At 46.0% G+C, this 21,866-nt stretch carries 20 protein-coding genes; 4 read left to right on the top strand and 16 right to left on the bottom strand.

Features of this window, described 5'->3' with window-relative positions:
- Nucleotide 1 precedes the first annotated feature (1 nt).
- Nucleotides 2-562 carry a YqgE/AlgH family protein gene (locus tag KOD92_RS18005; RefSeq protein ID WP_215234981.1) on the top strand — a complete coding sequence of 187 codons (561 nt, stop codon included), beginning with the start codon at nucleotides 2-4 and terminating at the stop codon, nucleotides 560-562.
- 7 nt (nucleotides 563-569) lie between these two features.
- Here the strand turns inward: KOD92_RS18005 and KOD92_RS18000 are convergent, their stop codons facing one another.
- A complete protein-coding gene (locus KOD92_RS18000; protein WP_215234980.1) occupies nucleotides 570-791 on the bottom strand; it encodes a hypothetical protein in 222 nt (73 codons plus the stop codon).
- Nucleotides 792-881: 90 nt separating this feature from the next.
- On the opposite strand from KOD92_RS18000, the gene KOD92_RS17995 reads away from it, so the two are divergent.
- The 3 genes from KOD92_RS17995 (at nucleotide 882) to gcvP (ending at nucleotide 5,446) form a co-directional block, all read left to right on the top strand.
- Entirely contained in the window at nucleotides 882-2,138 is a 1,257-nt protein-coding gene (locus KOD92_RS17995; protein ID WP_215234979.1) for a metallophosphoesterase, read from the top strand.
- Between the two features lie 81 nt (nucleotides 2,139-2,219).
- A complete protein-coding gene (locus KOD92_RS17990) occupies nucleotides 2,220-2,426 on the top strand; it encodes a hypothetical protein (RefSeq protein ID WP_229254736.1) in 207 nt (68 codons plus the stop codon).
- Between the two features lie 131 nt (nucleotides 2,427-2,557).
- Nucleotides 2,558-5,446: an aminomethyl-transferring glycine dehydrogenase gene (gene gcvP, locus KOD92_RS17985; protein ID WP_215234978.1), complete on the top strand. Its 2,889-nt coding sequence runs from the start codon at nucleotides 2,558-2,560 to the stop codon at nucleotides 5,444-5,446.
- A gap of 77 nt (nucleotides 5,447-5,523) precedes the next feature.
- Here gcvP and KOD92_RS17980 read toward each other — a convergent pair whose 3' ends face one another.
- From KOD92_RS17980 to KOD92_RS17910, 15 genes are all read right to left on the bottom strand, one after another.
- The gene (locus KOD92_RS17980) at nucleotides 5,524-6,042 is read right to left on the bottom strand and encodes an NADH-quinone oxidoreductase subunit J family protein (RefSeq protein WP_215234977.1); all 519 of its coding nucleotides are present in this window, start codon (nucleotides 6,040-6,042) and stop codon (nucleotides 5,524-5,526) included.
- Between the two features lie 33 nt (nucleotides 6,043-6,075).
- On the bottom strand, nucleotides 6,076-6,669 hold the full coding sequence (locus KOD92_RS17975) for a NuoI/complex I 23 kDa subunit family protein (RefSeq protein WP_215234976.1): 594 nt from the start codon (nucleotides 6,667-6,669) through the stop codon (nucleotides 6,076-6,078).
- Nucleotides 6,670-6,686: 17 nt separating this feature from the next.
- Nucleotides 6,687-7,766 carry an NADH-quinone oxidoreductase subunit NuoH gene (gene nuoH, locus KOD92_RS17970; protein ID WP_215234975.1) on the bottom strand — a complete coding sequence of 360 codons (1,080 nt, stop codon included), beginning with the start codon at nucleotides 7,764-7,766 and terminating at the stop codon, nucleotides 6,687-6,689.
- Between the two features lie 22 nt (nucleotides 7,767-7,788).
- Nucleotides 7,789-8,904 carry a 2Fe-2S iron-sulfur cluster-binding protein gene (locus tag KOD92_RS17965; RefSeq protein ID WP_215234974.1) on the bottom strand — a complete coding sequence of 372 codons (1,116 nt, stop codon included), beginning with the start codon at nucleotides 8,902-8,904 and terminating at the stop codon, nucleotides 7,789-7,791.
- Nucleotides 8,905-8,938: 34 nt separating this feature from the next.
- Nucleotides 8,939-10,279, bottom strand: coding sequence for an NADH-quinone oxidoreductase subunit NuoF (gene nuoF, locus KOD92_RS17960; RefSeq protein WP_215234973.1), 1,341 nt, complete (start codon nucleotides 10,277-10,279; stop codon nucleotides 8,939-8,941).
- Nucleotides 10,280-10,307: 28 nt separating this feature from the next.
- Nucleotides 10,308-10,805: an NADH-quinone oxidoreductase subunit NuoE family protein gene (locus tag KOD92_RS17955; protein WP_215234972.1), complete on the bottom strand. Its 498-nt coding sequence runs from the start codon at nucleotides 10,803-10,805 to the stop codon at nucleotides 10,308-10,310.
- A gap of 29 nt (nucleotides 10,806-10,834) precedes the next feature.
- Nucleotides 10,835-12,061 (bottom strand): NADH dehydrogenase (quinone) subunit D, encoded by a 1,227-nt coding sequence (gene nuoD / locus KOD92_RS17950; RefSeq protein ID WP_215234971.1) that lies wholly within the window; start codon nucleotides 12,059-12,061, stop codon nucleotides 10,835-10,837.
- A gap of 18 nt (nucleotides 12,062-12,079) precedes the next feature.
- On the bottom strand, nucleotides 12,080-12,580 hold the full coding sequence (locus KOD92_RS17945) for an NADH-quinone oxidoreductase subunit C (protein WP_215234970.1): 501 nt from the start codon (nucleotides 12,578-12,580) through the stop codon (nucleotides 12,080-12,082).
- 5 nt (nucleotides 12,581-12,585) lie between these two features.
- A complete protein-coding gene (locus tag KOD92_RS17940) occupies nucleotides 12,586-13,128 on the bottom strand; it encodes an NADH-quinone oxidoreductase subunit B (protein ID WP_215234969.1) in 543 nt (180 codons plus the stop codon).
- A 26-nt stretch (nucleotides 13,129-13,154) separates the two neighbouring features.
- Nucleotides 13,155-13,529, bottom strand: coding sequence for an NADH-quinone oxidoreductase subunit A (locus KOD92_RS17935; protein WP_215234968.1), 375 nt, complete (start codon nucleotides 13,527-13,529; stop codon nucleotides 13,155-13,157).
- Nucleotides 13,530-13,725: 196 nt separating this feature from the next.
- Nucleotides 13,726-15,861 (bottom strand): T9SS type A sorting domain-containing protein, encoded by a 2,136-nt coding sequence (locus tag KOD92_RS17930; protein WP_215234967.1) that lies wholly within the window; start codon nucleotides 15,859-15,861, stop codon nucleotides 13,726-13,728.
- 160 nt (nucleotides 15,862-16,021) lie between these two features.
- Entirely contained in the window at nucleotides 16,022-19,201 is a 3,180-nt protein-coding gene (locus KOD92_RS17925) for a T9SS type A sorting domain-containing protein (RefSeq protein WP_215234966.1), read from the bottom strand.
- Between the two features lie 76 nt (nucleotides 19,202-19,277).
- Entirely contained in the window at nucleotides 19,278-20,285 is a 1,008-nt protein-coding gene (obgE, locus tag KOD92_RS17920) for a GTPase ObgE (protein ID WP_215234965.1), read from the bottom strand.
- Between the two features lie 22 nt (nucleotides 20,286-20,307).
- Nucleotides 20,308-20,880, bottom strand: a complete 573-nt coding sequence (locus tag KOD92_RS17915) for an adenylate kinase (RefSeq protein ID WP_215234964.1) — start codon at nucleotides 20,878-20,880, stop codon at nucleotides 20,308-20,310.
- A 151-nt stretch (nucleotides 20,881-21,031) separates the two neighbouring features.
- Nucleotides 21,032-21,841 carry a T9SS type A sorting domain-containing protein gene (locus KOD92_RS17910; protein WP_215234963.1) on the bottom strand — a complete coding sequence of 270 codons (810 nt, stop codon included), beginning with the start codon at nucleotides 21,839-21,841 and terminating at the stop codon, nucleotides 21,032-21,034.
- Nucleotides 21,842-21,866 lie beyond the last annotated feature (25 nt).

Raw genomic sequence — 21,866 nt, 5'->3', positions numbered from 1 at the left:
TATGTCTGCTAGTATGAATGTCGCGAAAGGTAGCCTGTTGATTGCAAAACCATTTTTGGGTGACCCCAATTTCGAAAGGGGAGTTATTCTGATGTGCGAGCATAATGAGCAGGGAAGTTTTGGATTTGTGCTGAACCAGACTACTGAACTATATCTCGGCGACGTACTCGAAGAAACCATTTACCAGGATATCACCCTTCACCTGGGCGGACCGGTTGAGAAAAACACGCTGCATTTCATTCATCGCCGGCCCGATCTGATTCATGGAGGGGCGGAAATTATGGATGGTGTGTATTGGGGCGGAGATTTCACGAGTGTGAAAACGCTGTTGAATATCAATACTTTGGGGCAGCAAGATATCCGCTTTTTTATCGGCTATTCAGGTTGGGGCGGCGGGCAGCTGGACGATGAGCTCGAACAGGATTCCTGGATTATCACCAACACGACCTCTGATTTCCTGTTTTCGACGCCACCTAGCAACTTCTGGCGCGAAGTACTGCGAAATATGGGAGGCGAATACAAGTCAATCGCGCATTACCCGATCGACCCCCGACTAAACTAGCGGCTACTTAATTGGGCTGGTCCATTCCCGTTACAGATTCATAATCCGACTTAATTCTGCTTACTTCCTTTGTCAGAAAGTATTGCAGCTCTTCATTAAATACTTTTTTGTCGCTCTCCGAAAGAGAATCGTATAATTCTTTCAGCTCCTGATTAATGCCGGCCCTTTCTTCTGCCGAGGCCGCATTCATGGAACGGATATGAAATCTCTTGAAATCGTAATTGGGCATAAAACTGGATCTTGAAATTATCGCACAAACTTACCGAACGAGAAAATCCGGACAAACGTTTACGATTCAATATGAAAACGAATATTTAAAATGCCAAGATCCGTCTTTTTTTTATTACTGACTTTCATCCTTCTTGCAATAGATTTTTATGTTTGGCAAGGTTTGAGATTTGCGATCCGCAATCTTTCTCCCGTCACACAACGCTGGATCGGAGGCGCCTACTGGGCTTTTACGCTGCTTACACTTTTAGCCTACGTGGGAATGCAGCTGCTACCTGCCGATTATTTTAAAAGTTCTACCCGGACTTTCGTGGTCGCATTCATAGCGATACCATATTTGTCGAAACTGCTGGCGGTACTGATATTGCTGGTGGATGATATTCGCCGCTTTTTACAGTGGATCGCGAGCTATTTCTTTCCTTCCGCAGCTACAATTTCACCTGAAACAGGCGAGCCAACTATTCCACGTTCGCAATTTCTGGCTACCACCGCAGTAGTGGCTGGGACAGGATTAATTGGCACGTTTGCATTCGGTATTTTGTCGGGCGCTCACGATTACCGCATCCGGCGGGTAAAGGTGCCTTTAAAGAATTTGCCGCGCGCTTTTCACGGAATCAAAATTGCACAATTGTCAGATATTCATTCAGGAAGTTTTTTCAATAAAACAGCTGTGAAAGGCGGCGTGGAAATGTTGATGAAGGAAAAACCGGATATTGCTTTTTTCACCGGCGACCTCGTCAATGACCGGGCGAAGGAAGTGCAGGATTATATTTCCATATTCGATAAAGTGAAGGCGCCGCTGGGCGTGCATTCGATTCTTGGAAACCACGATTACGGCGATTATTTCCAGTGGCCTGACCTGAAAGCGAAAACCGACAACCTGGCCGATCTGCAAAGGGCGCACAAGCTTTTGGGCTGGAATCTGATGCTGGATGAAAATCGCGCGATCCGCGTCGACGGAGAGGAAATTGGGTTGATCGGCATTCAGAATTGGGGCGCGGGGAATTTTGCCAAATATGGAAATCTTGCAAAAGCATACCAGAATACAGCCGACTACCCCGTTAAAATTTTGCTTTCACACGATCCCAGTCACTGGGACCAGCAGGTTTTGCCACGATACAAAGACATTGACCTCGCCCTGGCCGGTCACACGCACGGAATGCAGTTTGGTGTCGAGATCGGGAAATTGAAATGGAGCCCGGTACAATACAGGTACAAGCGCTGGGCTGGGTTATATGAACAAAATGAGCAGTTTTTGTATGTAAACCGCGGTTTCGGCTACCTAGGCTATCCTGGAAGAGTGGGTATCCTGCCTGAAATCACTATCTTGGAGTTAGTAAAAGCATAATATTTGCGAATGCAGCCGGATGCTATACGGTATTTGTATTCGCTACGTTGAATAAGTGACATTGTGTTGACTAATATAAAAATGATGAAGAAAATCACTCCCTGGCTTCTGATACTCGGCCTGACATTTGGCTTCTCCGGCATTGAGCAACTCCATGCAAAGCCCGTTAATTCCAAGATGGAGCTGATGGGGAAAAAGAAAAAATTCAAAGGCTACAAGAAGCCTAAGTCAAAAAAGATACTGGGCATATTCAAGCGGAAAAGCGACTGCGGCTGCCCTAATCATTGATTCTTTCAGACTATCAAAATTTGTACATATTCAAGAGTAAGCATTGAGGCCAATCACAAAAAGATTCGGTCGGATTTGCTTACTTTTGTATTTTAAAACTAATCAACACGAACGTTTTCGGTCTCACTCGAATGAAAATTAACCTTCGAAACCAGGATAAATTTGAAAACCGTCACCACGGTAAGGATGCGCAGGAATTACAGGAAATGTTGAACAAGATAGGAGCTGCATCGCTGGACGAACTGATAGACCAGACGCTTCCTTCGGCAATACGCCTGCAAAAGCCGCTTAATCTTCCCAACCCAAAATCGGAAAGGGAATTTTTGGAAGGGATTAAAAGGATAGCCAGCAAGAATGCGGTTTTGAAATCGTATATCGGAACAGGCTACTATGATACTATTACGCCAAATGTAATTCTCCGCAATATCCTCGAAAATCCAGCTTGGTATACTGCTTATACGCCTTATCAGGCTGAAATTGCGCAAGGCAGACTTGAAATGCTGCTTAACTTTCAAACTGTTGTGACAGATTTGACCGGGATGGAGATTGCAAATGCGTCGCTCCTGGACGAAGCTACTGCGGCAGCTGAGGCGATGACAATGCTGCACAGCCTGCGTGCGGGCGGCAGAAAGAAAGCCAACACGTTTTTTGTCTCCGAGCTTTGTCACCCGCAAACGATCGACCTGATCTACACGCGCGCAAGGCCGATCGGCATTGAAGTAGTAGTGGGCGACCACGCGACGGTTGACCTGACAGACGAAAATATTTATGGTGTTTTGGTTCAATATCCTGCTACAAATGGAGATGTAATCGATTACACTGACTTTATCAGTGCGGCGCACGAGCTAAATATCTCTGTTGCTGTCGCTGCCGATCTGTTGGCACTTGCATTATTGAAATCGCCCGGCGAAATGGGCGCTGATGTAGTGGTAGGTTCTTCCCAACGTTTCGGTGTTCCGATGGGTTATGGCGGGCCGCACGCTGCATATTTCGCAACCAAAGAAGCTTTTAAGAGAAATATCCCCGGTCGTATTATCGGCGTTTCTGTTGACGGAGAAGGAAATCGTGCGTTGAGAATGGCGCTGCAAACGCGTGAGCAACATATTCGCCGTGAAAAAGCAACTTCCAATATATGTACCGCGCAAGTATTACTGGCTGTAATTGCCGGCGCCTACGCGGTGTATCACGGCCCAGAAGGTATCAGAACGATCGCTTCGCGCGTGCACGGTCTTGCTACTTTGTTTGTAGATACGATCAAGAAATTCCATTACGAAGTTGTTACAACTGAGTTTTTCGATACAGTAACGATCAAGACGCCGCTGACCAGAAAAGTGCGTGAGCAGGCATTGAAGTATGGTATCAATCTACGTTATAATAAAGATGAAAGTGTTACGGTTGCATTCGACGAAGCGAAGAGTTTTGACGATGTAATTTCACTTTTGAATGTATTTGCAGAAGTATCCGGTTTTCAGGGTGAAATGGTGATTGATGAAGAGTTAGAATTTTCTTTTCCAGAAAACCTGACCCGCACATCTGAATACCTGACACACCCGATATTCAATACCCACCATACGGAGCACGAAATGCTGCGTTACCTGAAATCGCTGGAAAACAAAGACTTATCTCTGGTTCATTCCATGATCTCGCTGGGTAGCTGCACTATGAAATTGAATGCAACTGCCGAAATGATCCCGCTTACCTGGCCGGAATTTGGTGAAATTCACCCTTTTGCGCCAACGAATCAGGTTGGAGGATATGCGCAGCTTGTAAGTGAGCTGAATATCTGGCTTTGCGAGATCACAGGTTTTGCGGCGATGTCGTTTCAACCTAATTCAGGAGCCCAGGGCGAATATGCTGGTTTAATGGCAATTCGTGCTTATCACGCGAGCAGGGGAGAAGAACACAGAAATGTGGCATTGATCCCTTCATCTGCTCACGGAACCAACCCTGCATCTGCGGTAATGGCAGGAATGAAGGTGGTGGTAACAAAATGTGACGAGCGTGGAAATATCGATGTAGCCGATCTGAGAGCGAAAGCGGAACAATATAGCAACGATCTTTCTTGCTTAATGGTAACTTATCCTTCCACGCACGGTGTGTATGAGGAAAGTATCATTGAGATCTGTGAAATGATCCATTCGCACGGTGGCCAGGTTTATATGGATGGTGCGAATATGAATGCACAGGTTGGACTAACCAGCCCTGCCACGATCGGTGCGGATGTTTGTCACCTTAACCTGCACAAAACATTCTGTATTCCTCACGGCGGCGGCGGACCAGGTGTCGGCCCGATCGGAGTTGCCGAGCATTTGATGCCTTTCTTGCCAGGGCACGTCAATTTCAATACCCAGGGAGAACATCTTCCTGACGGAGAAGCGGGCGCAGTTTCTGCCGCACCTTACGGAAGCGCAAGTATTCTCACTATTTCTTACGCATACATTGCAATGATGGGCGGAGAAGGTTTGACGAATGCTACGAAATATGCGATCCTGAATGCAAATTATATCAAAGAGCGTTTGAGCGGGTACTTTGATGTACTTTACACTGGTACAAACGGACGTTGCGCTCATGAAATGATCCTCGACTGCCGGTCATTCAAGGCGGCTGGTGTGGAAGCTGAGGATCTGGCAAAACGTTTGATGGATTACGGCTTTCATTCACCTACATTATCTTTCCCGGTGGCTGGTACGTTAATGATCGAGCCTACTGAATCTGAGTCAAAAGCTGAGCTGGATCGCTTCTGTGATGCGATGATCTCGATCAGGAAAGAAATCCAGGAGATCGAAGATGGTACCGCGGATCGTTCAGACAATGTACTTAAGAATGCGCCGCACACTTCCCGCGTATTGTTAAGCGAAGACTGGTCAAGATCTTACAGCCGTGAAAAAGCTGCATTCCCGCTTCCTTATCTGCGTTTCAACAAGTTCTGGCCAAGTGTGAGCCGCGTCGATAGTGCCTACGGCGACCGTAACCTGATCTGCTCTTGCATTCCTGTTGAAGCCTACTCTGAAGTTGAGTAAATAATAGCTGTTATAAATGAAAACGGGCGGCGCTGAAATTTCAGTGCCGCCCGTTTTTTTATGTCTTATTGAAAATATTAAAAGTGTCTTTCTCCGATTTCTCGTTTACCCAACATCACAGCTCCTACCATCGCCACAAGCAGCAAAATGGAAGCCAGCTCGAATGGAAGCAAATATTCACGGAAAAGTATATGTCCGAGATTTTCAATCATACCAACCTGAGAATCAAAATTTTCTGGATTGAACGCAGGAATTGCGCTTTTGCGATAGGCTCCAAAAAGAATCACAAATACAGTCCCGCCCACAATCGTCGCTGCAATTTTAGCAATGTTGGTCTTGGCTTCTTCATTATCCTGCTTCATATTCAAAAACATGATCACAAATAGAAAGAGTACCATGATTGCCCCCGCATAGACGATAATATTTACGGCTGCCAAAAACTGCGCATTCAATAAGATATAGTGGCCGGATAATGTAAAAAAGGCCAGAATCAGATAAAGAACACTGTGAATAGGATTACGCGATACTACCACCATCACTGCGCTGAGGATGGTGAGGAAGGACAAGAAATAGAAAAACGATACAGTTGAATTCATAGTAGTAGTGCTGCCGGACAGCCTGGTTTCTTTTCAGGGGATAGCTCTTGGGACAACATTAGTAGATTCGCCGCTCGCTCTTTTAGCGTCCAGCGCACGTGCCTCTTCCTTCGTCCAGGCTTCGCGGGTATAACGGTTTGTCATATCTTCAACAAGTAGATCTTTACCCCAGATCACCTGGTCACGCTCGGTGAAAACAGGAACAAATTCGTCGTGACGAAGGTATACTGCCTGTTTTGGGCAAGCTTCTTCACAAAGTCCGCAGAAAATGCACCGAAGCATATTCACTTCGTAAACAGCCGCATATTTTTCCTCCCGGTACAGATTTTCCTCTCCTTTTTCTCTTTCGGCAGCCACCATTTGAATAGCTTCCGCAGGACAGGCCACAGCACAAAGTCCGCACGCAGTACAGCGCTCGCGACCATCTTCATCTCTTTTCAGAATATGTCTGCCCCTGAATACCGGCCCCAGGTATCTTTTTACCTCTGGGTATTCGATAGTTACTTTTTTAGCAAAAAAGTGCTTAATGGTAATTGCCAGACCCGTCGCAATTGCCGGGATGTAGGCGCGTTCCATCAGCGTCATTTCTTTATTGCTAACCTGTTTGGAGCGATTTGTCAATTGCATAGCAATGTATTTTTATATTAGTTCAACCAGGCTGTAATCACCGGCTTAAGAAAAAGCACAGCAGCACCTGTGATGATAATGTTGAAAATGGCCAGAGGTATCAATTTTTTCCAGCCCAGGTTCATCAATTGGTCATAACGGAAACGAGGAATTGTCCAGCGTACCCACATATAGAAGAATATGAAGAACAACGCTTTTCCAAAGAATACAGCAGTTCCGATCAATGTCGCAATATTATGTCCGGTCTCTGATCCTAATGCGCTGGTCAGCTGGCTGTAAACCCAGTCCATTCCTGGATAGTTATAACCACCGAAGTACAACACTGAAATAATCGCCGACGAAATGAACATGTTGATGTATTCAGCAAAAAGGTAGAAACCCAGCTTCATACTTCCATACTCCGTGTGATATCCGCCTACGAGCTCAGTTTCGCATTCAGGTAAGTCAAAAGGAACACGGTTACATTCTGCGAATGAGCAGGTAATGAAGATCAAAAATCCGAGCGGCTGGTAGAAAATGTTCCAGTTCATTCCGTGCTGCTGAGCCACGATCTCTCCCAATGAAAGGGAACTGCTCATCATTAATATGGCGATCAGAGAAAGCCCCATTGCTACTTCATAACTGATATTCTGAGAAGCCGCGCGGATTGCACCCAGGAGCGAGAATTTGTTGTTGGAAGCCCAGCCACCGACCATTATTCCATAAACTCCCAGTGCTACCACACCGAAAACGTAAAGAATCCCAATATTCGATTCCACGCCTTGGAGAACAATTTCATGCCCATTTATCCGGAAAGTACTCCCAAAAGGAATTACGGCACTTGCCAGCAAAGCAGTTAGCATTGCCAAGCTTGGCCCAGCGATAAAGAGCCACTTATTTGCCAAAGCAGGGATAAAATCTTCCTTGAAAAACATCTTACCTGCATCAGCGAGCGGCTGCAATAAGCCTCCCCAGCCAGCGCGGTTAGGGCCCATCCTGTCCTGGATAAAGCCTGCAACCTTACGTTCTGCCCAGGTTGAATACATTGCAATAACCAGGGTGAGCACGAAAACAACGAATATCGTTGCGGTCTTAACTAGAAATTCGGTTAAATCCATTTATAAACAATTAATCAGCTTATCAGTTGTTTTTCGCCAGTAACGAACGGTGGTTCGCTTTGTCATTATTTTCGATGCTTTGTTGACGGATCGTATCTTCGTCAGTCACATAAGCGCGGTCATCGTCCACAGGTTTGTATTGTGAAGCTGCCAGTTTCAATGCGAAATCAGGCTTTTTAACGAGATCAGCCCGGTATTTGTTGGCAGAGATCACTGAGCTGCGTTTCACCTTAGTCGGACCTTCCAACACCCAGTCGCTTGTTTTTTTCTTGTCAAAACGGCAGGTATTACAAATGAAATCATTGACTTCACCCCAGGTATTCTTGCGGGCAGTTACGCGGAGCACTTCATCTCCACGATACCATAAGGTCACTTTTCCGCAGCATTTATCACAATCCCGATGCGCGTCTTCCGGTTTGGTAAACCACACCCTTTGCTTGAAACGGAAAGTTTTATCGGTCAATGCACCTACCGGACAAACGTCGATCACATTACCTGAAAAATCGTTATCAATCGCTTTTTCAATGTAGGTACTGATCTCAGAAGCATCTCCGCGGTTCATTACACCGTGCACACGCTTGTCAGTAATCTGATCGGCCGTGTAAACGCAGCGGTAACAAAGAATGCAGCGCGTCATGTGCAGCTGCACGTGCGGGCCGATATCAATTTTATCAAAAGTTCTCCTTTCTTCCTCGTACCTGGTTTTAGCGGAACCGTGCTCAAATGCAAAATCCTGCAAATGGCATTCTCCCGCCTGATCGCATATCGGACAGTCCAGCGGGTGGTTAATCAGCAAAAATTCAACAATGCTTTTGCGCGTATCCAATACACCCCGATTGGTTGTATTTTCCACTACCATTCCTTCCTGAACCTGCGTAATGCAAGAAGGAACCAGTTTTGGCATTGGCCGCGGGTCTTTGGCCGATCCCTGTGCCACCTTTACCAGACAAGCCCGGCACTTTCCTCCTGAGGCATTGAGCGGCTTATAATAGCACATTGCCGGCGGAACAAGCGCAGCCTGACTTTCATCGGCTTCCGCAATTTTCCGCGCAGCCTGCATGATCGTAGTACCAGGTTCCACCTCGACCTCAATGCCGTCGAAGGTAATTTTTACTAATTGGGGTTTTATATCTTCCATTCCAAACAATGTTCAAAAGTCTCGGTCAAAGCTGTTACGCCAGCTCCATTTCACCTCGGTAAACGGCCCCTGGTTGCGTAGCTTCGTGAGGGTTTGTTATATGCCAAACAAATTCGTCGCGGAAATGGCGTATCGCACTGGCAACAGGCCAGGCCGCAGCATCTCCAAGCGGACAAATTGTATTTCCTTCAATCTTCTTTGAAATATCTACCAGCAAATCCACGTCGTGCATACTGCCGTGACCATGTTCAATGCGGTGCAGTACCTTTTCCATCCAGCCGGTACCTTCACGGCATGGGCTGCATTGGCCGCAAGATTCGTGGTGATAAAAGCGGGAGAAATTCCAGGTATTTCTGACGATACAAGCTGTTTCATCAAAAACAATAAAACCGCCTGAACCCAACATGGTACCCGTCGCAAATCCGCCGTCGGAAAGTGACTCGTAGCTCATGAGCCTGTCTTCACCATTGGCGGTTTTCATGATCAGGTGGGCTGGCAAAATGGGTACTGAAGATCCACCGGCTACTAATGCTTTCAAGTGATGGCCCTTCCTGATTCCGCCGCAATATTCATCTGAATTCAAAAATTCTTCCACACTTACACCCAGCTCAATTTCATACACGCCGGGCTTCTCAATATGTCCCGAGGCAGAAATCAGTTTCGTACCCGTGCTGCGACCAATACCGATCGCTGCATAAGCATCTCCACCATTATTGATAATCCACGACATATTGGCGATGGACTCCACGTTGTTCACAACAGTCGGGCTTTGGTATAAGCCTTTTACTGCTGGAAATGGTGGCTTATTACGCGGATTACCACGTTTTCCTTCCAGAGATTCCAGCAATGCAGTTTCTTCACCGCATATATATGCACCGCCGCCTGGCTGCACAATCAGTTCCAGATCATAACCGGAACCAAGGATGTTTTTGCCAAGAAAACCCTGTGCTTTCGCTTCTTCAATTGCTTTTTCAAGAATGCGGATCACGTACATCAGCTCACCACGTACGTAGATAAACGATTTGTTCGCGCCCAGGGCATAGCTTGATATGATCATTCCCTCAATCAGCAAGTGAGGGATCGATTTCATTAAATGGTGATCTTTGAATGTACCCGGCTCCGATTCATCTGCATTGCAAACCAGATAGCGGGGTACACCTTCCGGTTTGGCCAGAAACCCCCATTTCATACCCATAGGAAAACCCGCGCCGCCTCTTCCTCTCACACCGGATTTCTTCGCCTCTTCCACCACCTCTTCGGGCGTCATGGTTTTAATAGCCTTTTCAACGGCGGTATAGCCACCTTGCTTCCGATATACATCGAAGGTTTCTATACCAGGTACATTGATGTGCTCCGTTAATATTTTCTTAGCCATTTTCAGGATACTATTTTAAGCCTAAAGCCTATTTGCTTAGATCTTCAATTATTTGATCAACCTTATCGTTGGTAAGGTTCATATAAAACTGCTCGCGGATCTGAAAAACGGGTCCCCAGCCACAAGCTGCCAGACATTCCACTTCTTTCAATGTAAAAAGTCCGTCGGCAGTAGTTTGTCCCGCTTCTACACCCAGTTTCTGTTTCAAATGTCCGTATACATCTTCCCCGCCCATTAAGCAGCAAGGTCCTGTCCTGCAATATTCGATCACATGCTTTCCAACCGGGTCGAGATGGTACATGGTGTAAAATGAAGCGACCTCGTATACTTCAACAGGTTGAATGCTCAAAATGCCGGCGACATAATCCATAACCTCGCTGTTCAGCCAGCCCCACTGTTCCTGTGCTACGTGCAAAACAGGTAAAAGGGCCGATTTCTGGCGGCCTTCCGGATAACGTGCAATGATTTCTTTTACTTTCTCCAGCCGCTCGGGTGTAAAGGCTACGAGATTGGGTGTTTCGGTCATTTCTTAAATGTAATCTGTTTTAGAAAAACTCAGGCGTCCAGTTCTCCGGCTATCACATTGAGGCTACTCATTGTCAAAATCGCATCGGAAAGTGTACTTCCTTTGCACATTTCAGGATAAGCCTGGTAATAGATGAAGCTTGGCCTACGGAAATGCAAACGGTAAGGTGCTCTTCCGCCGTCACTGATCAGGTAAAATCCTAACTCTCCGTTTCCGCCTTCCACCGCGTGATAAACTTCGCCAGCCGGTGCATCTATCTCTCCCATCACAATTTTGAAGTGGTAGATCAATGCCTCCATATTCCTGTATACTTCGTCTTTCGGAGGAAGGTAATATTCCGGAGCATCCGCGTAATACGGGCCTTCCGGTAAGTTATTGATTGCCTGCTCTACTATCTTCAGGCTCTGCCACATTTCCTCATTACGAACCATATAACGGTCAAAAGTATCTCCGGACTGGCCGATAGGTACATCAAACTCAAAATCCTGGTAAGAAGAGTAAGGGTTCATTACACGCACATCATAGTCTATACCGGCAGCACGCAGGTTAGGCCCCGTGAAACCGTATGATAATGCCCTTTCTGCTGAAATAGGACCGACGTTAATGGTACGGTCCATGAATATCCGATTGCGGTTCAGCAGCTTTTCCAGCTCGCGTAATACCGCAGGGAATGATTTAATAAATTCGTGGATTTTGCGGATTGCTGTATTGGAAAGATCTCTTTCCATACCACCCAGGCGGCCCATATTAGTAGTAAGTCGTGCACCGCACACTTCTTCATAAATCTCGTAAACTTCCTCGCGCTTCTGCATTACATACAAGAAACCGGTAAATGCACCGGTATCTACGCCGAGGATACTGTTACAAATGATGTGGTCCGTAATCCGGGCCAGCTCCATCATGATTACCCGAATGTATTGCGCTCTCTTAGGAACTTCCACACCCAGCAACTTTTCAACCGTCATGTGCCACCCCAGGTTATTGATCGGGGAAGAGCAATAGTTCATGCGGTCAGTAAGCGTCGTAATCTGGTAAAATGGCCTTCTTTCAGCAATTTTCTCAAAAGCGCGGTGTATATATCCAATCGTCTGCTCTCCGGAAACGATCTTTTCTCCATCCATTTTAAGGATATTCTGAAAAATACCGTGGGTCGCGGGGTGAGTAGGGCCGAGGTTAAGGGTTGTTAATTCTTCAACCAGTTCAGGCAGCTCGGTTTGAGAAGGGACGTTATGAGGTAATAATTCAATATCTGCCATATTTTACTCAATATAAGGTCAACGGCCAAAAAGGGCATCAGTTTTGTCTTCACGCGTGGCATCTTCCATCGGATACTCTTTTCGCATCGGGAAATAGTCCATTTCTTCGATGTTCAAAATCCTGACCAGGTTTGGGTGTCCGTCAAACAGAATACCGTAGAAATCGTATGTTTCACGCTCCATCCAGTTAGCGCAGGCAAACAGCCCGGTCGCAGTAGGAATATGCAGATCCGACTCAGCAAGAGAAACTTTAATTCTTAGCCGGAAATTGTGAATGAAGCTGTGTAAATGATAAACTACCTGAAATTCTTTGCCTTGATTGTCAGGATAGTGTATTCCACACAGGTCTGTCATGAAAATAACCTGGTATGTTTTATGGTCCCGAAGAAAGCCAAGTATCGAAAGGATTTCTTCCCGGGTTGTAGAAAGTGTCAGAAGCCCGTAAGGTTCTTCAAAATCAAAAACCTGGTCACCAAATTTTTCCAAAAGTGCCTCGGCGACTTCCTGGTTAGTTAACATAAGGGTTACTGAATGTTATAAGAAGCTAATAATTCCTGGTATTCATCGGTATTCCGGCGACGCAGTTTTTCATTCTGGGCCAGATGCTGTATTTGCATCAGGCCATCGATAATCTGTTCCGGTCTTGGCGGGCAGCCCGGCACGTAAACATCCACCGGTATGATCCGGTCAATACCCTGCAATACACTGTAAGTATCAAAAATACCACCACTTGAAGCACAGGCACCTACCGCCATAACCCAGCGTGGTTCAGCCATTTGTAAATACACCTGCTTTACTACCGGCGCCATTTTCTTGGCAATTGTTCCCATCACCATCAACAAATCGGCCTGGCGCGGAGAAAAACTTGGGCGCTCTGATCCGAAGCGCGAAATATCATAATGCGCACCCATCGTCGCCATGAATTCGATTCCGCAGCAAGAGGTCGCAAACGGCAAAGGCCACAGCGAGTAGCTGCGGGCCAATCCAATAGCTTCGTCAAATGAAGTTGCAAAAAATCCAGAACCGCTATGTCCTTTCGGAGCCTCCACAATCGTTACTTCTTTCATAATTTCTTAGATCAAATGTTTGAAGCTTATTCCTCCCAGTTGAGTACACCCTTGCGGATCACGTAGTAAAAACCGGAAAGGAGCAAAGCCATAAACAGTAACATTTCCAGGAAGCCAAACATTCCAAGTTCTTTGAAATTAACCGCCCAGGGATACATAAATATTACCTCTACATCGAACAAAACAAAAAGGATCGCCACCAGAAAGTACTTCACCGAGATAGGCGTTCTTGCATCTCCTACGGATTCAATTCCGCATTCAAACGGATCGTCTTTAAGCTTGCTTTTCCGGCTTGGCCCGATCATGTGCGTTACAATCATCGTTCCGCCTATGAAAGCTGCGGCCAGGAAAAATTGAACTAAAATGGGAAGGTAATCTGACGGGAGATAAGTGTTATTCATTACAATATCGCTATGCTGTTTCTGCTAAACCTTGTTCAAATAGACGGATTCATTACAATCTTTCTATTATCTCAAAATTAGCCTTTGCAACTTTATCAATCAAATTCCTGAGTTTTTCTTTTGTTTAATTAGGATCATACTAAATAAGCCCCGTTTATGGCGGGGCTTATTTGTAAAATTATTAATACTGTAAGGATTATCGGATGATGATCTGCTTCGTCAGACTTTGCCCCTGGCCTGTTACCCTCAGAATATATTTGCCCGTAGAAAGGTAACCCAGGTTAATCTGCAAGCGACTGTCCAGCAGGCGGGGACTTGTAGTTTTAACCACCCTTCCATAAATGTCAAATATGGTAATGACCGCATCTGCGATATTGTCCCGGGACTCGATATAAACGAAGTTGCCCTGACTTGGATTTGGGTAAATTACCACATCGTTCTCTTCATTGGTTTTGAATTCCTGAGAAGAAGTGTCGGAATAGCAAACTAGCCGGTTATTATCTCCGATTGTGTAAGTAACCCGTGCTCTGGTTGAATAAACCCCTGTTTTTAGTATTTTAACAATATCAGCAGCTGTTTCTGTCTCGGTATCGGGTGTTCTCCATAAAAACTGTTCATCAAGGCCGGTTTCGGCAATACTCGCCGTAATGCTGAATGGACCCGAAGCTGCGATAAGCGGCTTTGAAATTTCCGGGCGAACTATTAGGGAAGAAGTTGCTGAGTTTTCAGAAACACAACCAAAAATGCTCTCGCCTTTTACATAATACTGACCGCTCTCACCGATCTGGGCGGTGGGTCCAACTGCCAGCGGCGTATTTGATCCCTGCTTGTACCAGCTGTAAGTGTCTGAACCCTCGGCCACTGCAAATTGAAAAGAAGAATCGGCACAAGCCTGTTGATCACCTTGTTGCAAAATACTCGGCCGTGAAGGTTTTGCCTCGTGGTCGAGTACCACAACCGAGGTAAGGATAGAATTTCCAGAATTGTCTCTCACAGTCGCCCGGTAAGTGCCGGGGGCAGATACCGTAATCGAGCTGCCTTTTTCGCCATTATTCCATTCGTAGGAAGAAAATCCGCTTGGAAGACTGATCCGCACGGCATTGTTTTCTGTTACGCACGAAGCAGTTACTTCAGGTATTTCAGCGGGCCCGGCAGGAGTAACGGTTGCAAAGAAGTCAGGACCCAAAGTTTCATTCCACGCATTCGCAAGAATTGTGAGCGCCTCGGTTCCTACGAAGTGAATACCGTCGGGCCGGTTCGGAACAAGCTGGTCAGTTTCGGGGCCAGGATAAGTTGGATTAAACTGAGTTTCAAGAACAGCGTTCTGAGCCGCGATAATCTGCGGATAAACTTTCGAAGGAATACGTCTGTCAAGGGAAGCGCGGCTTGTTCTGGCAATTACCCAGGTAATGCGTTTGTCAGTATCGCTGCTCAGCCTGTTGATGATCGTTTGCATATTCGACTGATAAAACGAAGCAGTCGTTCCAAATGCACCGTCCGTCTCACCCTGCATCCAGAGAATTGCCCTCACACCATATTGGTTACCATAATTTTTAGCTGCAATACGAAGATTGGCATAAGGCATTTGCGGCGCGTATTTATAACCGTAGTAACTCTCGGTAGGAAGTCCCTGTGCACTTCGAGACCAGTTTTCAACCGCCGTTCCTTCCCAGGCTGTATTGATGAACATCACAGGCATGTTAAGTTTTTCGACAAGTAAGTCGCCCAAAATCCCCCAACACCACGGAGTTTGACCCCTTGGAGACATTGTTTTAAGGCCGGTAGTAATCTTTGAGAATTCAGGTGGAACGGGGTCGGTAAGCAGATCTTTATATTGACCTAATTCATCATTTTCGTAATTCGAGACATATATAACGCGGTCATCATTCGCCCCGGGTCCCGGGTATTCCTTAAGGCCTTGTGCATTGGATTGTCCGGCGATAATAAAAACTTCTCCTACTCCAAAGCGCGATAGTACGTCGCGACCAACGATTTTACCGTCAGAAACGCCTCTTACTTCCAATGTATACCAGCCCTGGAAAAGTGTAATCTTTCCTGAAAATACCCCACCAACCGGCTCAGTATCAATTTCCTTCCATGGAGTGTCTATTCCTTGTCCCTGCACAACGGGTACTGCACGGGCCTCCACTTTTTCCATCGGAACGCTGAAAGTTCCGGTTACAGTGATTTCGCGCTGGCCGGTAACGTCCCGCTGGTAAACTGCCTGAAAAGAGGGAGATGTAATCTTAATCTGAGAAAATGCTGCCGTTGTAATAACACAAATCAACAGCAGTGCCTTTGCCACTACCTGAAGAATAATTCTATAACGCATTGGGAATTCTGATACGGGTAAAATTTTTTATATCCGAACGATAAGAGTTTTTGGACTTTTCTAACGTAATCAATAGCAAAACGGACACAAATGTAAATGATTATTTTGGCTAAAATATAACCATTCAAATTTTTTGATCAGTGGAATGCGTTATCGGTCTTTACTGTACGATAATCAGTTTTTGACTTGCGGTAAAAGTGGTTGACACAATGCGGACAATATAAATGCCGCTTGAAAGGCCGGATAGGTTGAAGAAGTGCTGGCGATCAAATTTCGCCACTTTGAAGGTTTTGTGAATTACACCACGGCTGTCGACGACCTGGACTTCGGCATTGGTAACATTTGTCAAAGTTTCAACAGTAAGCTTGCCGGTTGAATTTGGATTTGGAAATGCGACAAAGCCGGGATTGGTAGTATCAAGGAAAAAACTAAATGGTGCCGAGAAATCCGAAAAACAAGTGAGCGTAGGGCTGTAAACAATGGTATTATTGACAACATAACTGCCAGAACGCACCGCTTTCAGTATACCGCTGTTTTCTGTAAGCACATTTTCATTCAACTTCCAAACATGGTCACCCGCGCTGAGATTATTTTCAGCCAGCAGAGTAAACGGCCCGATCTGCCTGATCTGCGGAACGCTCGGCGACGGCTTCACGTCAATTGCTATTTCCGGTGAATAGGGTGAGAAACAACCTGCATCATCTTTAATACGCGCGGAAAAAGTACCTGATTCGAATACCGAGATATTTTCGCCCTCTTCTCCATTGTTCCAGAAAAACAAATCACCGTTTATCGCCTGCAGTGTTATGGTATCTCCGTCGCAAAATGTGGTTGCACTCAGTGCCTTAACAATAGGCGCGGGAGGCAGAGCCAGTGTCGTTGTCTCGATCCTGTTGCTGGGGTCGGAATAGCACTTGAACTCGTTGATCGTTTGAACCGAATAATTTCCGGCAGTCGTAACTTTAAGCGTTTGAGTGGCTGCTCCATTGCTCCACAAAAATCCAGCGGCTGCGGTCGATCGCAGGTTAACACTCAAATCCGCACAAAAAGTGGTCGGTCCGTCGGCTGTGATAACCGGCGTGGCAGGCAACGGATTTTTGACCACTTTGGTAACCGGAGATACCGGAGATACGCAGCCATTTTCATCTCTTGCGGCAATAGTAAAGTCACCTGACTCTCGTATTTCAATCTCGCGGTTGTTATTTCCATTGCTCCAAACGTAGGAGAAAGCTTCGCTGCTGCGCAACGTTGTAAAGTCCCTGTCGCAAAATGTGGTCGGTCTTACCGCTGTAATAGTAGGTGTGGCAGGTAATGGATTTACTTTTACATTCACTACGTCCGAAGTCGATTCGCAGCCGTTGGCGTCGCGCTGCTTTAAGGAGAAGTTGCCTGATATGGTGATCGCGATCGCTTTCGTTGTTGCAGCATTGCTCCAGATATTCCCGGTGTCGTAATTGGATGTCAGCGTGACATTCTCGCCTGCGCAAAAGGTAGTGGCACCGCCCACGGCGATCTCAGGTTTGGCAGGAAGCGGGTTCACTTTTACAGCAACCACATCAGAAGCAGGTGAATAGCAGCCCGCATTGTCCAATGCCCTTACCGTGTAGTCGCCTGAATTCTTTACGGTTATGCTCGCATTCTCATCCCCGGTCGACCACACATTTTTAACTTTCGAATCGGAAGTAAGCTTTACTTCCCCCCCATCGCAAAATGTGAGGCCCCCGGAAGCGGTGATCTTTGGCTTATCCGGCAAAGGAGAAGTCACCACTTTCATTGTTATTTTGTCAGAAGTCGCTTCGCAGCCGTACATATTCTGAGTTGTCACAAAGTACTCGCCGCCAACAGTCACAGGCAATCTGTCGCTTGTTGAGCCGGTGCTCCATCTGATATTTTCCGAAGTACTTGAAATCAACGTAGCAGTATTTCCAAGACAAACAGGATTACTGCCTTCCAGAGAAATGGTTGGTCGGTTTGGCTGAATGCTTTCGTATACTTTTATTTCCGGCGAGAATATATAAAATCCCCTGTCGTCCCGAGCAAACGCACGATAACTTCCGTTACCAACCCGGACACTGCTTGAATTCTGACCGTTATTCCAGCTAAAGGAATTGAGCCTGCCATTTTCAGTGTCAGCATTCAGATTAAGGCTTCCGTCTCCGGCACACGATGAGCTTATCTTCATCGGACTTACGGCCTGATAAGGCTCTGATCTTGAAAAGAAATCGTCACTCAATTGCTGCGTCCAGGCATCACCCAACTGCACAAGGCCGTCGTCCTTGAAATGGACGCCCTCTTGGTCTATCCTCGGGATTTGTATATTATCGGTCGAAGGTCCTTCAAAGACATTATTAACTGTATTGATAACCTTTCTCTGGCCCTCGATTACCCGCTGATTGCTTCCTTTTCGGTTATTATAAGAAGTGAGCGAGACTACCCAGGATATATTCTTTCCGGATTCATTCCGCGAAGCTTCGATCACCGTTTTAAGATCCTGTGCGTAGCTGTCCGTTGAAGTACTTACATCATTATCCGCCTCGCCTTGCAGCCACAAAACCCCTCTCAGCCCTGTAATTGGCGTATAGCGTTGAATGACCGCGCGCATATTTTTGTAAGGCATTCCGCTTGGTTCGATAGGTACTCCCGTGTAAACCGAATAACCGGTACCGTTTATACTTTCACGCCAAGTCCTCACTGCAGTTCCGTACCAGCCTACATTATAAAACAGAATAGGAACATTCAGTCTGGCAGCAAGATTGTCGCCCAATTTTCCCCACGCCCAGGATGAATAACCTCTCGGCGCAATTTCAGAATCAGCATCCAGATGCTCGAAATGCGGATAAGGAAGGTCTTCGTAAAGTCGTGGTGCGTCTGTATTATTGTAGCGGATACAGTTAACCCTGTCATCCTGAGCGCCGCGAGCGCCCATATCTTTGTAACCTTGTGAGTTGGATTGTCCGGCGATGAGGAAGACTTCGCCGACACCTACGTGTGGAACTGTATAAGAGCCCACCATTTGATCGCCTTTCCACGCACGCACTTCCAGTGTGTACCAGCCTCCTTTTGCATCGTCCAGTCTTTCTGAGAAAAAACCGCCTTTTGGATTCGTGGCAATCGTTTTCCATTCCTTATCAGTACCCTGGCTATTGATCGGCGTAAGCTTTGCCTCGATCCGATCGACTACTTTGGTGTAGGTCCCTGAAATATAGATGGTCGCTGAATTGTTTTTATCGCGCTGAAAAACAGACCGGTCGGTAGGGTATTCAACGGTGACTTGTCCTAAGCTGCTTAATGATAAAAAGCTTAATACTACCAAAAAAAAATACGGTAGATAGTGTTTCATAATTGACTGAAGATTCTGTAACGTAACTCCTCGGACACACAATATGCGTCACTTGGTTGCTTGTTTCAAGAAATTATTATTTTACGGGAAACGGTGAATTGATGAGCTCCCATACCTTGTCTTTCAATTGTTCAATTCCTTCTTGAGTTATTGCAGAAATTAAAAGGGTGGTGATGTTTTCCGGAAGCTTTTCTCGCAAACTAACTTTTTCCTGATCGGTTAGAACATCAGTTTTAGAAACGGCGAGGATTCGATTCTTGTCTAATAGGGAGGGATTATAAATCTTAAGTTCCTGAATGAGGGTTTCATATTCTGCTTTAATATCCTCACTGTCAGCAGGAACCATGAACAGAAGAATGGAATTTCTTTCAATATGGCGCAGGAAGCGAAGGCCCAGACCTTTGCCCTGGGAAGCGCCTTCAATGATCCCCGGAATATCCGCCATTACAAAGGATTTGTAATCACGGTAGGAGACAACGCCGAGGTTCGGGACTAATGTAGTGAATGGATAATCGGCAATTTCGGGCTTTGCAGCAGATACTACCGAAAGCAATGTGGATTTTCCTGCATTTGGAAAACCGACCAGACCTACGTCTGCCAGTACTTTCAATTCAAGGATAACCCATTCTTCCAGACCGGGCTCGCCGGGCTGCGCATGTTGCGGAGTTTGGTTTGTAGCTGATTTAAAATGGTCATTTCCCATTCCGCCGCGGCCGCCTTTCAGTAGAATTACTTCTTGACCATCTTCGGTAATTTCAAAAAGCTCTTCTCCTGTTTCCGAATTGCGGGCGATAGTACCTAGTGGAACTTCTAGGATAATATCCTTACCGATCGGGCCGGACCTTCTGCCGCCTTCGCCGGCTTTTCCGTCAAAAGCTTTGACGTGCTTGGTATATTTCAGATGGAGCAATGTCCAGAGCTGCGCGTTGCCTTTTAATATAACGTGACCACCGCGGCCGCCGTCGCCGCCGTCAGGCCCGCCTTTTTCAACGTGTTTTTCACGTCTGAAATGAAGTGCACCTGCGCCGCCATTACCCGAGCGGGCGTTTATTTTTACGTAGTCAATGAAGTTTGATGAAGCCATGTGTTGTATAGTGCAAATTAAATTACGCCGCCGAAATGGCTTTTGTAATTTCACCGAAAATTAATTCGATATCCCCGATTCCGTTAACTGCTACAAACTTACCCTGTTCCTGATAGTAATCTGCTACCGGGCGGGTTTTGTTATTATATTCCTGAATACGCTTTGTAATCAGTTCTTCATTCTGATCGTCTGGCCGGCCAGAGGTTTTGCCCCTGTTCAGCAGTCTCGCCAGCAGCTCATTATCATCTACCACCAATGCGACCATCACGGAAATGCTCTCATTATAGCGAGCCAGCAAATTGTCCAGCGCCTCCGATTGTTTTACTGTTCTTGGAAAACCATCAAAAATGAAACCTGCTGCATCGCGATGCTCTTTCAGCTTGTTATCGATCATTCCGATCACCACTTCATCCGGCACCAGAATACCCTGATCCATTAAAGTTTTGGCTTTTAAACCCAATTCTGACCCGGCTTGAATTTCTGAACGAAGCAGATCTCCGGTGGAAAGATGGATCAAATTGTACTTCGCGATGATTTTTTCACTTTGGGTACCTTTCCCCGCACCCGGAGGGCCAAACAGTATAAGATTCAGCATATTGCTCTGGAAATTGATGTCGCAGTCTTTGGTGATTTTAGGCAAATTTACAATTCTTACTAGATGTCAGCCTAATTGTCAAGCAAAATTTACAAATAAAAAATCCCCTTAATATTTCTAATTAAGGGGATTACTACCTGAAATGTGCCTGTTACGGTAGCACAATACGCTTTACGGTGCCATCTTCGTTTTGTACTACTGTGACGAAAAGCGTGCCTTTTGTATTTTTCTTCAATTCGATCTGCCCCACGAATTCCCCTTCAAAATCCTTGATCGATTTCGAACCGACTTCTTTCCCCTTAGTATCTGTAATAGTGATGGTTACATCTCCTTTCTCGGGAACGCTGAACCTTAAATTGAGCATTCCGTTGTCAGGATTATTAGCATAAACATTCAAAGATCGGACACTCGCAGGTTTCGTCACTTCCTTTTCCCAAACCTCCCCCAGGTTCTTTCCAAAATCCTCCATATCCCGCATAAACACTTTCGCTTTCGGGCGCATTTCTCTTTCGAAACTCCGCATATTGTTACGCAGCTTTTCTGTATCAAAATTAAAATCGTAGGAAAAATCATTATCCCAGTGAAATGCGAGGGGTTCGCGGTCGTCGCGGTGATCTATGATGGCCTTCCTGCGTTTTTTAGCGATAAGCACGTCGTTATCACCATCGTCCATCGTGATCGAAATCGTCTGTTTTTTCTTTTTATCAACGCCCAGCGAGTCCAGCACTTTTTCTACAAACTTGTCACGCTCTTCGCTGGTCATTGCACCTACTTCGTAACTTTTCTCAATATCCTTCGTTTTTCCATCCTCCTCTTCCGTTACACGAATGTGGATTTGCGACTTTCGCTCTTTCTTTTCTGATTTGGTCGTTTTGTCAGATTGGGCGTAGGCGGTACCAACTGTCACTGCCGAAATCAGCAATAGCGAGAAGGTGACTTTTGACAAGAAAATAGCTTTCATATATCCGTTTTGTTATGTGTATGAA

Source organism: Dyadobacter linearis (genome assembly GCF_907165045.1).
In the GTDB taxonomy this organism is placed as follows: Bacteria; Bacteroidota; Bacteroidia; order Cytophagales; family Spirosomataceae; genus Dyadobacter; species Dyadobacter linearis.
Note: the sequence above shows the minus strand (reverse complement) of the source record. Positions and strands in the feature narration are given on the sequence as shown.

Excerpts from the sequence above, each read along its gene's own strand:
- KOD92_RS18005 (WP_215234981.1), top strand. The coding sequence starts at position 2 with ATGTCTGCTAGTATGAATGTCGCGAAAGGTAGCCTGTTGATTGCAAAA.
- KOD92_RS18000 (WP_215234980.1), bottom strand. The coding sequence starts at position 791 with ATGCCCAATTACGATTTCAAGAGATTTCATATCCGTTCCATGAATGCG.
- KOD92_RS17995 (WP_215234979.1), top strand. The coding sequence starts at position 882 with ATGCCAAGATCCGTCTTTTTTTTATTACTGACTTTCATCCTTCTTGCA.
- KOD92_RS17990 (WP_229254736.1), top strand. The coding sequence starts at position 2,220 with ATGATGAAGAAAATCACTCCCTGGCTTCTGATACTCGGCCTGACATTT.
- gcvP (WP_215234978.1), top strand. The coding sequence starts at position 2,558 with ATGAAAATTAACCTTCGAAACCAGGATAAATTTGAAAACCGTCACCAC.
- KOD92_RS17980 (WP_215234977.1), bottom strand. The coding sequence starts at position 6,042 with ATGAATTCAACTGTATCGTTTTTCTATTTCTTGTCCTTCCTCACCATC.
- KOD92_RS17975 (WP_215234976.1), bottom strand. The coding sequence starts at position 6,669 with ATGCAATTGACAAATCGCTCCAAACAGGTTAGCAATAAAGAAATGACG.
- nuoH (WP_215234975.1), bottom strand. The coding sequence starts at position 7,766 with ATGGATTTAACCGAATTTCTAGTTAAGACCGCAACGATATTCGTTGTT.
- KOD92_RS17965 (WP_215234974.1), bottom strand. The coding sequence starts at position 8,904 with ATGGAAGATATAAAACCCCAATTAGTAAAAATTACCTTCGACGGCATT.
- nuoF (WP_215234973.1), bottom strand. The coding sequence starts at position 10,279 with ATGGCTAAGAAAATATTAACGGAGCACATCAATGTACCTGGTATAGAA.
- KOD92_RS17955 (WP_215234972.1), bottom strand. The coding sequence starts at position 10,805 with ATGACCGAAACACCCAATCTCGTAGCCTTTACACCCGAGCGGCTGGAG.
- nuoD (WP_215234971.1), bottom strand. The coding sequence starts at position 12,061 with ATGGCAGATATTGAATTATTACCTCATAACGTCCCTTCTCAAACCGAG.
- KOD92_RS17945 (WP_215234970.1), bottom strand. The coding sequence starts at position 12,580 with ATGTTAACTAACCAGGAAGTCGCCGAGGCACTTTTGGAAAAATTTGGT.
- KOD92_RS17940 (WP_215234969.1), bottom strand. The coding sequence starts at position 13,128 with ATGAAAGAAGTAACGATTGTGGAGGCTCCGAAAGGACATAGCGGTTCT.
- KOD92_RS17935 (WP_215234968.1), bottom strand. The coding sequence starts at position 13,529 with ATGAATAACACTTATCTCCCGTCAGATTACCTTCCCATTTTAGTTCAA.
- KOD92_RS17930 (WP_215234967.1), bottom strand. The coding sequence starts at position 15,861 with ATGCGTTATAGAATTATTCTTCAGGTAGTGGCAAAGGCACTGCTGTTG.
- KOD92_RS17925 (WP_215234966.1), bottom strand. The coding sequence starts at position 19,201 with ATGAAACACTATCTACCGTATTTTTTTTTGGTAGTATTAAGCTTTTTA.
- obgE (WP_215234965.1), bottom strand. The coding sequence starts at position 20,285 with ATGGCTTCATCAAACTTCATTGACTACGTAAAAATAAACGCCCGCTCG.
- KOD92_RS17915 (WP_215234964.1), bottom strand. The coding sequence starts at position 20,880 with ATGCTGAATCTTATACTGTTTGGCCCTCCGGGTGCGGGGAAAGGTACC.
- KOD92_RS17910 (WP_215234963.1), bottom strand. The coding sequence starts at position 21,841 with ATGAAAGCTATTTTCTTGTCAAAAGTCACCTTCTCGCTATTGCTGATT.